A 14634-nucleotide genomic window follows, 5' to 3' on the forward strand; every position below is an offset into this window, starting at 1 on the left:
CATGGCCGGTCTGCTTGCTCTGGCATTGTCCACGCCGGCGCTTGCCGATGACCCGCAGAACGGCTTGGGCCAGTCCTGGCCTAATAGCCAGGATGTCAGCAATAACCCGAATTACCATGTTTATGTATTCGTTCGCGATGGCGTGCGCTATCTGCAGGTGAACGACTCGGCCGGTAAGGTGCGCGGTGCAGTTGCTACCGCCGGCGGCCAGTTCCTGGTGTTGCCGTTGGGTTCGGATTCGCAACGTGTCAGCACGCCGCAAACACCGGCTGCGCAGGTGCCGTCAGGGGTGACTGCCGGTACGCCGCAGACGGTTTATACCGATACCGATTCGCAGACACAGGTGACTGTGACGCCGCTCAGCAATGGCGCAATGTTGATGACCACCAGCCTCTGCAAAGATCCGGAAGAGTGCGGGTCGGGCATCAGGTAATCGGAAAGAGAAAGCCCTGAGGAGGTTGCGTGACAAGTCGCCGATTTGTCACGCAGCTTCCGTATCGGTAAGCAGCATCGTGATGCGCGCACCTTCGGGCGAAGTCCGCATTCGCAAGTTACCGCCATAGACCTTGGCTTGGTTGCGCAACATAGCCAGATCCATGCCGCCCGCACCGAGATTACGCTGCAGCATATTGGAGCGAATAACCGGCTCGTTGCTCGCTTCGCGGCCGTCGATCATCAACATGGCCCAGACCCGCTCGCCAGTGAGGCCGACGCGCAGACGCAACTGAATGCGCGTGCTCTGATAGTGCGTGCACAACAGTAGCGACGCTTCGCAAGCAAGGCGATACAGCGCAATCGGCAGCATCGGGCCCATTTGGCCAGGGATTTGATTTTGTATTTCGCAGCTATAGGCCACGCCGGCCTCGTCCAGCGCCCGCGCCAAGGCTCCGCTGCTCAGAGTCACAGGCAGATCTTGTTCGCGCTGAATGCGCGGAGACAGTCCGCTAGCCAACTGATAAAGCTGCGCTTGCGTTTGCGCAGCCGTGCGGCGATAGCCGCGCTGTTCATCGGGCGAAAGCAAGCGCTGGAAACGGTCGAGCATGTATTCCTGTGAAACCGCCATGATGTCGCGGATGTCTTCGAGCGCTTCGGCGGCACTGTGCAAGCGCCGCTCGCTCAGCAGGATGCTTTGCTGCGCCAGTTGCATGGCACGACGCTCGTCCATGCGTTCCTGCTTTTCCTTGGCATGCAGCGCACTGATCCGGCTACCCAGAAGTAACAAGATGCTACTGGTAAGAGAGATGAAGGTGTGCGCCGTCACGGTCGTGAGATCGTGAATATGCGGCATGGCTATGATCACGCAGGTGCCTGCGATGGCGGTGCCGATGGCCGCGCCGCGCCAACCGTGGCGCAAAGTCAGTATCGCAACGGGCAGGAACATGGTCATGCGGGCAATTTGGCCCAGGTCGTTATCGTTCTTGATGGCAAGCCAGGTCAAAAACGCCAGCGAAGGAATCAGGACCGCGATGCTTTCCAAAGCCTTCGTGTTTGAAATGAGTTGCTGCGGGAGCGCGCGCCACGTGCCTTTCAGCGCAATCTCTCGTCCCCACAGGAGCAAGGGGGTAAGCATCAAGATGCCTACGCAATGGCCCACGAAATAACGGCCAGCGACGACATGATAAGGCGGTACCTCATAATCGGCCGGCATTTTGGTCATTGCAAAGACCGCCATATTGCATGCGCACCAAGCGGTCGATACCACGATGACGCACAAAAGCCATGGCGCCATCTGGTCCGAGAACTTGTCGGCCATTCTCGGCCAGCGCTCACGGAACCAGCGAACGATCATGAAGGAGGGCAGTATTGGCGCGATTGCGCGAACGACTGCCCAATCCCAGCCGTACAGCGGTCCACATTCTATGGCGAGCTCAGCCAATGGAATCGTTTCGCCCACGGCCAGCGCCGGCCAGAACCGATAAGGCACGACCAATAGAAGGAACAGACGTAGCCCGGAGAAAAGCTGAAAATGCGATACAGAAATCTGGCGCAACAGGTAGTAGCTAGCCGCGTAGCCCAGCGCGACGGCCACGTGTTGTACCCAATTGGGCATTCCCCTTGCTTTCAACATTCCCGCACTCCCTCTTGGAAAACGGCTATTCCCAGAATCGCCGTTTACGGGTCAAGCGTTAAATGGAATAACGCCGTCGGTGTCCCCTCATCCCCCGACGAGCGGTCTTTGGGTCGCGATGTTAGCAGCGATGCCCTCGTTTAGGGGGGCGATTGGAGTCGCCTTGAGCGTATTGTGATGTAAAGCAAAATCCGGCGTCGAGACGACAGAAATTCCACGATTTATGCGGTAGCGGCCGTCACGAAACCGTGACGAAAGGTCAACAACCATTGTCGGGCTCACCGCCGGAATTTGTCCTACTAATTCGGGGCCGTTTTTTATGGACCGGACATCGCATGCCGCGCCTTGGCTGTGGTTTACAGGGGTGTTTTTTATTGTCCTTGGTCTGGTTCTGGCTGTCGGGGGCGGCTGGCTAGTCAGCTTGGGGGGCTCCTGGTATTACCTTCTCGCCGGCCTGGCGCTGGCGTTCGACGGTTATCTGCTGATCTGCCGTCGTGCTACAGCTTTGTGGCTTTACGCTTTGATTTTATTCGGCACCACGATCTGGTCGGTTGCCGAAGTGCGCTTCGACGGGTGGCAACTGGTCCCGCGCCTGGCTGTCTGGGTGATCCTGGCGATGTGGTTGCTGCTGCCGTGGATCCGCCGACGACTCCCGCCTGCGGTAGGCACATGGCGCCAGCCCGGTGCCGGCATGCTCGGAGCGGCGATCGGCGCGGCCCTGATAGTCGGGGCGATCGGCTATTTCACCGACTATCGCACCCTGGCCGGCAGCGTTCCCGAGGCGAGCATGCTGGCGGTTGGCGACGACGGCTCTGGGGTCCCGTCAGCCGATTGGCCGGCTTACGGCCGGTCCAGCCTGGGCGACCGCTATGCGCCGGCGACGCAGATCACCCCGGTCAACGTCGCCGGACTCAAAGTGGCCTGGACATTCCACACAGGCGATTTCAAGGGGCCAGGCGATCCGGTCGAAATCGCCAACGAAGTCACACCGATCAAGGCCAACGGCAAGCTGTACCTGTGTACACCGCACAACATCGTGATCGCGCTCGATCCGGATACAGGCAAGGAGCTGTGGCGCTTCGATCCGAAGATCAATCGCGATGCCAAGACGTATCAACACATGATCTGTCGTGGTGTGGCTTATTACGACTCAGGCAGCTATCCGTCCGCGTCGACGCCAGCAGCATCGCCCACAGCTGGCGCCGCTCCCAGCGCGCCCGATCGTCCTGTGATGGCTCCGCATGGTGCCGTTGCTGCCGAGTCGATCCACTTCGACAGTTGCCCGCGACGGATCTTCGCGCCCACCGCCGACGCCACGATAGTGGCGATCAACGCCGACAACGGCCAGCTCTGCACCGGTTTCGGCAACAACGGCGTCATTGCCTTGTACCAGGGCATGGCGATGACCGAACGCGGCGTCTTGAATCCCACCTCGCCGCCGCTGGCAACCCGGCATGTGCTGATCGTCTCCGCCAGCGTTGCCGACAACGATTCCACCTACGAACCGTCGGGTGTCATTCGTGGTTACGACATCGATACTGGCCGCCTCCTCTGGAATTGGGACTCGGCCGATCCTGATCGTACCGAGCCATTGCCTGAAGGCGAGTACTACAAGCACAACTCGCCCAATTCCTGGAGTGTATCCAGCGCAGACGAAAAGCTTGGGCTGGTCTATATCCCGATGGGTAACCAGACGCCGGACATGTGGGGCGGCAATCGCTATCCGGAAGGCGAAAAGTTCAACAGCGCCATCGTCGCGCTGGACATTGCCACCGGTCGGCTGCGTTGGTCTTTCCAGACGGTGCATCACGATCTGTGGGACATGGATATCGGTGGCCAGCCCAGCCTCGTCGATTTGGACACGCCCAGCGGCAAGACCCCCGCGCTGATCGCCTCGACCAAGCGCGGCGACATCTACGTGCTCGATCGGCGTGACGGCAAACCCATCGTACCGGCGCCGGAACAACCGGTGCCGCAGGGAGCGGCCGAGGGCGACTACAGCGCGCCGACCCAGCCGTTCTCGGCACTCTCATTCAAGCCTGAACGACCGCTTCGCGAGAGCGACATGTGGGGTACGACGCCGTACGATCAACTGATCTGTCGCATCAAGTTCAGACAGCTGCGTTACGACGGCATCTTTACCCCGCCGTCGGAACAAGGCTCGCTGATCTATCCAGGTAACTACGGCATATTCGACTGGGGCGGGGTCGCGGTGGATCCGGTTCGACAGGTGCTGGTGGGCAATCCTGATTACGTTGCCTATGTGTCCAGGCTCTATCGGCGCGAGAAGGTCGAGGCAAAGCGCGCCGCCGGCAGCGAGCAGAGTTTGCAGCCGATGACTGGCACGCCGTTCGCTGTCGCTCTCAATCCCTTGCTTTCGCCGCTGGGCATTCCCTGCCAGGCGCCACCGTGGGGTTATATCGCTGCTGTGGATCTGCAAACCATGCGCAAGGTCTGGATGCATCGCAACGGCACAGTAGTCGACAAATCTCCGCTGCCGATTCCGTTGCCGCTCGGTGTGCCCGGTCTGGGCGGCGCCATGGTTACCGGTGGCGGGCTGGTTTTCATGAGCGCTACGACGGATAACTACTTGCGCGCATATGACCTGCGTACGGGTACCAAGCTGTGGGAGGCGCGTTTACCGGCCGGCGGGCAGGCCGTTCCGATGAGCTATGTGTCGGACAAGTCCGGTCGTCAGTATGTGGTATTGATGGCAGGCGGCCACGGTTCGCTCGGCACCAAGATGGGCGATACGCTGATGGCCTACGCCTTGCCGCAATCCCGCGCGCCTGCATCGGCGGCCTCGGCGCCGTAACGTGCGCACCGGAGCCGAATGATGCACAGCATGAGTTTATGGCGGTCTATCCTGCTCGCCGCGACGCTTGCATCGTTCTCCGCGTGTGCTCTTGTCGCCAAGCCTCCGGCTGGCTTTCCCCCAACAACGACTCCAGCAGCGACAAGTATTTCCGCCGTCGTCGATCCTGTCGCGCAGGCACGCATGCTTGCCAATAATGCCTCCCATGCGCAACGCCCTGAGTTCGCCCGCCGGGACTGGCTGCAATGTGCGGTTCTGAGCTATCGGTCCATGCGGGGTGCCTCCGACCCGACCTCTGCTTTGGGTTGGTACCAGCGATGTACCGAGCAATTGGTCGACGACTTGCTGGAAACCGATTCGGATGGCTGGACATCGCGCGTATTGTCGTTGGGCCAGGACAAGCTGCAGATAGCCATTGCACCGATGCCGGCCAGTCTCCATGGCGCGTTGCAACTGGTTCCCGCCAGGCAAGTAGCGATACCCGAAAGCTTCGATCGGCGTTATGAGCGCAAGGGCATCGGTGTTGCGCTCGTTGCCGTTACACGCCGGTGTAACGACCGATCTGCTTGCAGGCTCTATCCGCCAGAGGGCGTAACTCGGGCGGTTACTGCATGGATCGATCTCGATGACAACGACCAGCCGCGCTTGCGCATCGCCGATCCGCTGCGCGAGCCATCGCCCACGATCGGCGCGCGGCAGTATCCCTTGGCGATGGATGCCACTGCGCCTTATGCCCTGCTGTTCGATCAATCGAAACTCAAGCGCCTGGCCATCTGGAACCTGATCGGCGGCAAGCAGATCGGTCAGCGCGAAGGCCTGTATTTGTTGGAAGATTACGATCCAAACAAGATCCCGGTCGTGATGATCCATGGCCTGGGAGCCAGTCCGCTGATCTGGGGCAGGCTTACCAACCGCATCTTCGGCACGCCAGCGCTGCGTGAGCGCTATCAAGTCTGGCATGTGGTGTACCAGAGTAACGCGCCGGTGCTGTTGAATCGTCTGCGAGTGCAACAGTTTCTCGACCGCGGTTGGCAGTGGCTCGATCCTTCGGGCGCGGCGCTGGCGCGGCGGGACATGGTGTTGATCGGGCACAGCATGGGCGGCGTGATTGCGCGTCTGTTGTGCGCCGAAAGCGGTGACTTGCTCTGGCGTACCGCTTTCACCGTACCGCCCGAGCAAATGCCGGCCAGCGAGCAGGACATGACGATGCTCAAGGACTTGTTCTTCTTTCATCCATATCCCGGTGTGGAACGCGCTGTCTTCATGGCGTCGCCGCATCTGGGCAGCCCATTGTCAGAGCGCTTTCTGGGGCGTATTGCCGTACTGGTGCTCAATCCGCGCGCGCCGGAACTCGATGCCCTGCGCCGGCTGTCCACGCAGCATCCGGCCGTGGTGCAAAGTGCGTTGCTGGCTATCTATCAGTCGATTGGATTGAGCAGCGTGAGCACCCTGCGCAAGACGCAACCGGTCAGTCATGCCGCGCAGAACCTGATGCCGGCACCGGGCATCCGTTACTACACCATTGCTGGCGAACGTGGCGGTGCCGGCGAGCCTGGCGACGGTGTGGTGCCCTTGAGTAGCGCGGTGATTCCCGGTGCGGTTTCCACCACCATCGTCGACTCCGGTCACAAGGTCTACAACAACGACAAAGCAGTCGAGAAGACGATCGAGATACTGGGGGAGGCACCCGTAGTCGAAAGTGTGCGGCGTGACGCTTTGTCGCAATAGAACTCTGAACCCTGGTCCAGGGTTTGTGGGATGATGACTCCGGTAGCGTGGAGGGGTTTGCAAGACGATATGCGGCGCGTGGCTGCACAACGACGGTTTGTGGCGTGGCTGGCTATCGCGGCCATGGCATTGCTTGTGTTGGCACCGGATATTTCCCGATATCTCGTGGCCGCCCATGCCATGCCAGCGCTTGCTGCCGATTGTCCCGAGCATGCAGGGCATGCGGACCATGCCGCCACACCGGATCCGCAGGCGATCACGCATGGTGACGCTTGTGGGTATTGCACGCTGTTCGGCCACACGCCGGTCACGCCCACTGTCTATCGGCTGGCTATTCCGGCCGCGCCATGGCTGGCTACGGCGCCCGTCCAACTCCCGGCCGCGCGTGGCGGCAACACCCCCATCATCAGTGCGGCCCCGCGCGGGCCGCCACCGTTTTCCTTCGGTTGAACTTCTTTTGACGTTCGTGCGGCATCGATGCCGCATGGCTGTTGTTTTGGCGCCCGCACGCCCGGGGCGCATTGCCGAATGGAACCACCATGAATGCTTCATTTGACAGGCGGCTCGTGGCCTTGCCGTTGTCGTGCCTTTGCGTCGCCATGGCCTGTGCGGCCGATGCGCCGCCCGATCCTCAAGTTACCGACCTGCGGGGCATGAAAGTCTCCGCGCAAGGAGCGCCTGGCGAGCCGCGTTTCCCTGCCGTGCAGGTGAGCGTGCCTGCCGCCCGCGTCGCTGCAACCGTCAATGCCGTGGACGTCGAAGACGCGGTTAAATACCTGCCCAGTGTCTTTGTTCGCAAGCGCAACTACGGCGATACCCAGCCCGTGCTGGCAACGCGTACCTGGGGCCTGGGTTCCAGTGCGCGCACCCTGGTGTATATCGACGACATCCCCATTTCCGCGCTGATCGCCAATAACAACACCATCGGCGCGCCGCGTTGGGGCATGGCTTCACCGGCGTCGATCGATCGCGTCGACATGCTTTACGGGCCGTTCTCGGCCGAATACGCCGGCAACTCGATGGGCGGTGTGATGCGTATCGTCACGCGCATGCCGGAGCGGACTGAGGTGACGATCAAGCAAACCCTGGCTTCGCAGAATTTCAGCCAGTACGGAACGCACGATCGCTTCTTCACCAATCAGACTAGCCTCACCGCCGGTGGCCGCGATGGGCGACTGGGTTGGTTCGTTTCAGCCAATGCGCTCAACAGCTTCAGCCAGCCCTTGTCGTACATCACCAGCAGCGGTTTTCCCGCCAATACTCACGGCGCCATTCCAGCGAAGAACAAACTCGGGCAGGGCGCCAACGTGCTAGGTGCGGGTGGCTTATTGCACACTCGCATGCTTGACCTCAATGGCAAGCTCACTTACGACATCTCGTCGGTATGGCGAGCGACTTACATGGCGGGTCTCTGGACCAATCACGGGCAGTCGCAGGTACAGACTTATCTCACCGATGCGACCGGTGCACCGAGTTTCGGTCGCACCGCCGGCTTCGCCAGCAATAGCTACCAGCTGAGCGCCAAGCATCTCATGCAAGCGTTGTCACTCAAAAGCGATACGCGTAGCGATTTCGATGGTGAGGTCGTAGCGACCCATTACGCTTTTCTCAAGGATCGGCAATGGTCTCCGGCCAGCGTGCTTTCGGGTACCGACTTCAGTAGCAATGGAAGGCTGGCCAGCTACGGCGGTACGAATTGGTCGACGCTGGATGTGAAAGGTTTCTGGCGGCCGCAAGGTTATGGCGGCGCCCAGGAGATATCGTTCGGTGCGCACGGCGACCGCTACGAATTGGCCAACCCGACCTGGAATCTTGGCGATCGCACGGATCTTTCGAGCGTGACGAACCTTTATTCGGCTGGCAGTGGCAGGACGACGACGCAGGCCCTGTGGTTGGCCGACAACTGGCAACTGGCGCCGGATTGGATACTCACTGTCGGTGGGCGTTACGAGTGGTGGAAGGCCAGCGATGGGTTCAACTTCAACGGTGGCAAGGCCGTGAGGCAACCGGTGGAGAAGAGCGACGGCTTTTCGCCCAAGGCCACATTGCAATGGAACCTGGCACCATCGTGGCGCCTGATCGGCTCCTTGGGGCGTGCGATCCGTTTTCCTACGGTTAGCGAGTTGTATCAGCTGGTCTCGACCGGCTCGACCTTTACTTCGCCCAATCCCGATCTTAAGCCAGAAAAAGTGCGCAGTGGCGAGTTGGCGATCGAATACGCTACAGCGCAAGGTTTGCTACGAGCGTCGCTCTTCCAGGAAAACACGCGCGATGCGCTGATCGCCCAGACCGCGTTCCTGCCCACCGTATCGGTGCCGGTAAGCTACACCACCAATGTAGGCGAAGTGCGCAATCGAGGTGTCGAGCTGGTCGCGGAACAACGCGACGTATTGGTGCGTGGCCTGGCGTTGTCAGGCAGCGTCACCTTTGTCGATTCGACCATCCTGTCCAACGATAGCTTCGCCAGCACGACGGGTACGACATCGGTCGGCAAGCACTCACCGAACGTGCCGCGCTGGCGTGCAACGGCGGTGGCAACGTATCGGCCGAGCGCTTCCTGGGCTTTTACCGTGGCCGGACGCTATAGCGGCAGGCAGTACTCGACGCTGGACAACACGGATAACACGTCGCATGTATTTGGCGCGTTCGACAGCTTCCGCGTGTTCGACGCGCGCGTGCAATACCGTATCAATGAACATCTGACCGCAGCGATGGGCGTGGACAATTTCACCAACGAGAAGTATTTCCTGTACCACCCGTTTCCGCAGCGAACGTTCGTGGCGGATATGGAATTGAAGCTCTAGCGTCTTGGTTTTTCCGTTGGCTTGCAGGCGATAGCGTAGCCAGGTTAAGCATTGTCCTATGCTCCACCCCTGCATGCAGGGGTGGAGTATGCAAAAGTCAGGGAGAGAGCTCTTCCAGCACGCGACCTTTGCTTTCTGTTGCAAATAACGCGCAAACCACCGCGCCGACCACAGCCACCACCGCAAAGCTCGCAAAGACCATTCGGATTCCCGATTCGGCCACAACGAATCCGATCAACGCAGGACCCGCCATCGATCCTGCGCGCAGCCAGGCGCTACCGATGCCGGCGCCTACCGCACGCATGCGTGTCGGATAAAGCTCCGCCGAATACAGATACAGCGAATAAGTCACTGTCTGGATGATGGCATAAGCGCAAGTGGCAAATACCAGTACCTGCATGGCTGTGCTCGCACCGATGAACCACAGTGTGAGCAGAGGGATCACGGCCAGCGCGAACGCGCCGATATACCAGGGGCGTCGCCCGACCTTATCGATGGAGACGGCACAAATAAACGATACCGCTACGGCAACTGTCGTCATGATCAAGCCGTAGAGCAGACTATCGCGCAGCGACATGTCGAATACCGTGCGATAAAGCGTGGGAAGCCAGGTCGCCAGTCCGTTGTTGATCAAATACGAGCAGAACCATAACGACCACAGCGTCAACGTCCGCTTGCGGTAGATACCAGAAAACAGGTCGCGCCACGAACCGCGCTCGAACGAGGTGACGATGCCCTTGGCAACGACCGGTGGCTCAAGCATGCCGCCGCGCTGAGTAACGTCATTTTCCAACCGGCGGATCACAGCTTCGGCCTGGGGTATCCGCCCATGCGTCAGCAGCCAGCGCGGGGATTCGGGCAGGAAGAAGCGAAGCGGCACAGTCAGCATGACCGGTAGCACGCCGATCCAGAACATCATCTGCCAACCGTAGCGTGGCACAAGCTCGAAACCGATCAGGCCAGCGAATACCAGGCCGACCAGGAACAGCAGCTCGTACAACAGAAAAAAGCGCCCGCGACTGCGTGCGCCGACGAATTCGTTGACGTAGGCGCTGGCCACGGGTACTTCGCCGCCAGTACCGATGCCCTGGATGAAGCGAAAAGCGATCAGAGAGGCCGCATTCCAGGAAAAGATGCAGGCGATGCTCATCACCGCGAAGATGCTGACCGTTATCGTCAGTGTGCGCAGGCGGCCGATACGTTCGGCCAGCCAACCGAAGAACAGCGCACCGATGAGCTGCCCCAGGTATCCGGAAGAAATCACCAAGCCGACCTTCGAAGGGGGCAGATGCCAGAGCTTGGCCAGCACTGGCATCGCATAGGCAATCGCGAGCGTGGTGTATCCGTCGAAGAAAGTAGCCGATCCGACTACCACCCGGGCCCATAGCAGTGGCCGCGATACAGGCAGTCGCTCCAGCCGCGCGACAATACCTGCCGCCGAGCCGTCCACGTCCGCGTTCTCTTTGATCGTCATGCAGGTCTCCGTCAAACCGTCCCAAGGCGGCGTTGGGCCGCGTGATGCCTCAAATCGCGTGCTAGGCTTGGGATGCGGACGGCGCGCCAACGCCGCCGCATCCTTAGGGACTCAAAGGGTGTCTAAGGGGCCGTCGGCGTGTGCGTCGTCAAATCGTCACGCCGATGGCTTTTCATGCCGCCGCCTTGGCGCGCAGGAAGCCCGCGTTCTTTACGGCCGTCTCGATCGCCTGCAAGGCCGCGCCTTCCGGCAAGCGCGTCGGCGGCTGCACCGTGGCAGACTTGAGAATGCCAGCCAGGGACATGGCCACCTTCATGCGCGCATGCGCATCGCCGGTCGGCTCACCGCCGCCATAGACCACGTCCTTGAGCGGGTTGATTTCGGCCTGGATCGCCATTGCAGTCTTCAGGTCGCCGGCCTGCACCGCGGCATAGAGGTCGACGATCTTCTGCGGAATGAACGAAGCAAAGCCGACCAGCGCCCCATCGACGCCCTGGACCATCGAGGCGAGCAGGTATTCGTCATGGCAGGTCAGGATCGTGACACTCGGATCGGCCTCGCGGATGGTGCGGATATCGCGTGCGTACTTGTTCATATCGCGCGTGCCGATCTTCATGCATTTGACGTGCGGCAGCTTGGCCAATGCGGCCAATGTCTCGAACGAATACGAGGCGCGTGTCCATGCCGGGTAGATGTGCACGATGATGTCCAGTCCCGAGCCTTCGCCGACGGCGCGGAAATAGTCCACCACGTTCTCGGGTTGCTGCATGCCAAAGCGCAGCCAGCCGTGCGGCGGCATCAACAGGATCGCGCTGGCACCGGCATCCCGGGCCATCTTGGCGTGCTCGACCGCTTCGGTGATGCCTTCGCAGCAGATGCCCGACACGACCGGCACTTTGCCTTTGGCTTCCTCGGCCACGATGCGCGTGACACGAGCGCGCTGCTCAGCGGTCAGCGCGAAGACTTCGCCGGTATGGCCGTTGGTGACCAGGCCGCCGATGCCTTGATGCGTGAGCAGCCAACTGGCGAAGCGACGCAGCTCGGGTTCGTCGATCGAAAGATCGGATTGAAAAGGAACTTGCAGGGCAGGGAGGATGCCCTTGTACACCTGACTCATGATGCGACTCCATTGGTTCGGGGAAAAATCAAAAACTGGTACTGCCACTGGCTTCCAGTACGCGGGCGATCTGGATCGCCGCCTCGCGCACGGGTTCGAGTGCGGATGCCTCGAATTCTTCGATAGTGGTGCGCACCGCTGGCGCTGCCACGCTGATCGCGCCAACCGGATGGCCGTCCGGATCCAGCACGGGCGCGGCGATGATGCGCAGCCCTTCGGTCAGCGTGGAGGGCGCCAGGGCATAGCCCTTCTTGCGGATCTTGCGCAATGCGGGTAACACGTCCGCCACGCTGCGCTTGTCTTGGTAGGTATGCGCGCGATTGGCATCGGCGGCGATCACGCGCGCCAGATCCGATTCGGACAGGAACGCCAGCATGCTCTGGCCGATCGCACTAATGTGTGCGGGCAGGGTAGTGCCCACGCGAATATCCACGCCCATGCGCATGTGGCCGGCCCGTACGCGTTCGATGTAAAGCACGTCAGGCCCTTCAAGTACCGCGAAACTCGCCGCCTCGCCCAGATGATTGACCAGCTCGCGCAGATAGGGGCGAACGATGGCGCGCAAGTCTTGATGGGCGAGGGCGTTGAAACCCAGGTCCAGCACCTTGAGCGTGAGGCGGAAACGCTTGGTCTCCGGGATCTTCTCGACATAGCCGAGCCCGACCAGGGTGGCGAGCATGCGATGCGTCGTGCCCGGATCGAGTCCGGCGGCGAGGCTGACCTCGCTCATCGTCAACTGAGGGTTATCGGCGGTGAAGGCTTCCAGGACACGAAAGCCCTTGGCGAGCGATTGCACCGTGCTGCGCATGTCGGGCGCGGCTGTACCCGTGCCGGCAACGCGTAGCGGCGTGGCGCTATCGAGTGACTTGACCATGAGCGACCTCTGCTGCGAAACTTCGGAATGCGAAAAAATTTTCGTATGTCGAAGTTAGACTCCGCCTGCAGAGGCATAGGGGTCAAGTTGCTGTGCAGCATTGTCGGTCGCTGCAAGTAACTGCGACGGCCTGGTGCGATCGTGAGAAAGAGCGCGGGAGGCATCCATGGCGATGCGGTGCGCAAAAGGTGTTGCTCGAATATCGGGACTCACTCCGTAGAAGGAGTAAGCGAACAGGAGTGGGGAGTGAGTGGGCAAAGTGAGCCGAGACGCCTGTTGGCTTTTTCCTACCTTCTCACTTCGCTCCACTCACTCCTCATCGATGGCTCTTACTTCGCCACCGGCATCGTAAATTCCGCGCCCTTGCCGATCGAATCCGGCCAGCGCTGCATGATGCTCTTGTAGCGCGTATAGAACCGCACGCCTTCGTCGCCATAGGCATGATGGTCGCCGAACAGCGAGCGCTTCCATCCGCCGAACGAATGCCACGCCATCGGTACGGGAATCGGCACATTGATACCGACCATGCCCGCATGTACTTGCCGTCCGAACGCACGCGCGGTTGCGCCGTCGGACGTAAAGCAGGCTGCGCCGTTGCCGAATTCATGACGATTGATCAGTTCCACCGCCGTCTTCAAATCGGGCACGCGCACCACCGCCAAAACGGGACCGAAAATCTCCTCGCGATAAATCTTCATCGCCGGTGTCACGTGATCGAACAAGCTCGCACCAAGGAAGAATCCTGCCTCCTGGGTCACGGCATGCGTGCGCCCGTCGACCACCAGCTCGGCGCCTTCGGCGACACCGTCGGCAATAAACCCGGTGACCTTGTCGCGATGTGCCGCGGTTACCAGTGGCCCCATCTGCACGTCGTTACGGGTGCCATCGCCGATCGACAACGCGAGTGCACGTTCGCGCAGCAGCGGTACCAGTTTGTTGCCGATATCGCCCACGGCAACCGCTACCGAAATCGCCATGCAACGTTCGCCGGCCGATCCGTAAGCGGCACCGACCAAGGCATCGACCACCTGCTCCAGATCGGCATCTGGCATGACCACCAGATGATTTTTGGCGCCGCCCAGTGCTTGCACGCGCTTGCCGCGGCGGCTTGCTTCGGCGTGGATGTATTCGGCGATCGGTGTCGAACCGACAAAGGACAGCGCGGCTACATCCGGGTGCTCGATCAAGGCATCCACTGCGACCTTGTCGCCGTGCACGACGTTGAAAACACCCGCAGGCAAACCCGCTTCGGCCAGTAATTCGGCAAGGCGAATCGATGGGGCCGGATCGCGTTCGGAAGGCTTCAGCACAAAGGTATTGCCGCAGGCCAGGGCGACGGGGAACATCCACATCGGGACCATCACCGGGAAGTTGAACGGCGTGATGCCAGCCACGACGCCCAGCGGCTGGCGCAGGTTCCAGTTGTCGATCCCGCCGCCGACGGCATCGGAATGATCGCCCTTCAAGTGGCTGGTAATGCCGCAGGCGAATTCAACGACTTCGATGCCGCGCGTTACTTCGCCTTGCGCGTCGGAAAGAATCTTCCCGTGCTGGCGCGTGATCAGCGCAGCCAGTTCGTCGCGATGCTGTTCCAGCAGTTCTTTGTAGCGGAACATGATACGTGCGCGCCGCAGGGCGGAGGTTTCCGCCCAGACGGGAAATGCGGCCAACGCGGCGCGTACGGCGTAATCGACTTCTGCCGCGGTAGCCAGCGGAACTAGCATGTCGATATCGCCGCCGGCAGGGTGGTAGAC

General features: G+C 60.9%; 10 protein-coding genes. 5 read left to right on the forward strand and 5 right to left on the reverse strand.

Annotated elements, in window-relative coordinates; all coding sequences use genetic code 11:
• Window positions 1–433: hypothetical protein (locus VIM98_RS15330; RefSeq protein ID WP_331993977.1), on the forward strand; the 433-nt coding region annotated here is incomplete at its 5' end.
• 48 nt (window positions 434–481) lie between these two features.
• Here VIM98_RS15330 and VIM98_RS15335 read toward each other — a convergent pair.
• Window positions 482–2068: an MASE1 domain-containing protein gene (locus VIM98_RS15335; protein ID WP_331993978.1), complete on the reverse strand. Its 1587-nt coding sequence runs from the start codon at window positions 2066–2068 to the stop codon at window positions 482–484.
• Window positions 2069–2387: 319 nt separating this feature from the next.
• On the opposite strand from VIM98_RS15335, the gene VIM98_RS15340 reads away from it, so the two are divergent.
• The 4 genes from VIM98_RS15340 to VIM98_RS15355 all read left to right on the forward strand — a co-directional run bounded on the left by VIM98_RS15340 (window position 2388) and on the right by VIM98_RS15355 (window position 9415).
• A complete protein-coding gene (locus VIM98_RS15340; protein ID WP_331993979.1) occupies window positions 2388–4883 on the forward strand; it encodes a glucose/quinate/shikimate family membrane-bound PQQ-dependent dehydrogenase in 2496 nt (831 codons plus the stop codon).
• Window positions 4884–4913: 30 nt separating this feature from the next.
• A complete protein-coding gene (locus VIM98_RS15345) occupies window positions 4914–6611 on the forward strand; it encodes an alpha/beta hydrolase (RefSeq protein ID WP_331993980.1) in 1698 nt (565 codons plus the stop codon).
• 78 nt (window positions 6612–6689) lie between these two features.
• Window positions 6690–7061 (forward strand): DUF2946 domain-containing protein, encoded by a 372-nt coding sequence (locus VIM98_RS15350; RefSeq protein WP_331993981.1) that lies wholly within the window; start codon window positions 6690–6692, stop codon window positions 7059–7061.
• A gap of 89 nt (window positions 7062–7150) precedes the next feature.
• Entirely contained in the window at window positions 7151–9415 is a 2265-nt protein-coding gene (locus tag VIM98_RS15355; protein WP_331993982.1) for a TonB-dependent receptor, read from the forward strand.
• 97 nt (window positions 9416–9512) lie between these two features.
• On the opposite strand, the gene VIM98_RS15360 is transcribed toward VIM98_RS15355, so the two are convergent.
• From VIM98_RS15360 to VIM98_RS15375, 4 genes are all read right to left on the reverse strand, one after another.
• Window positions 9513–10889, reverse strand: coding sequence for an MFS transporter (locus VIM98_RS15360; protein ID WP_331993983.1), 1377 nt, complete (start codon window positions 10887–10889; stop codon window positions 9513–9515).
• Window positions 10890–11061: 172 nt separating this feature from the next.
• A complete protein-coding gene (locus tag VIM98_RS15365; RefSeq protein WP_331993984.1) occupies window positions 11062–12006 on the reverse strand; it encodes a dihydrodipicolinate synthase family protein in 945 nt (314 codons plus the stop codon).
• Window positions 12007–12034: 28 nt separating this feature from the next.
• A complete protein-coding gene (locus VIM98_RS15370) occupies window positions 12035–12880 on the reverse strand; it encodes an IclR family transcriptional regulator (RefSeq protein ID WP_331993985.1) in 846 nt (281 codons plus the stop codon).
• A 329-nt stretch (window positions 12881–13209) separates the two neighbouring features.
• A partial coding sequence (locus tag VIM98_RS15375; RefSeq protein WP_331993986.1) for a CoA-acylating methylmalonate-semialdehyde dehydrogenase occupies window positions 13210–14634 on the reverse strand: 1425 nt, incomplete at its 5' end.

The organism is Dyella sp., from assembly GCF_036568765.1.
GTDB lineage: Bacteria > Pseudomonadota > Gammaproteobacteria > Xanthomonadales > Rhodanobacteraceae > GSA-30.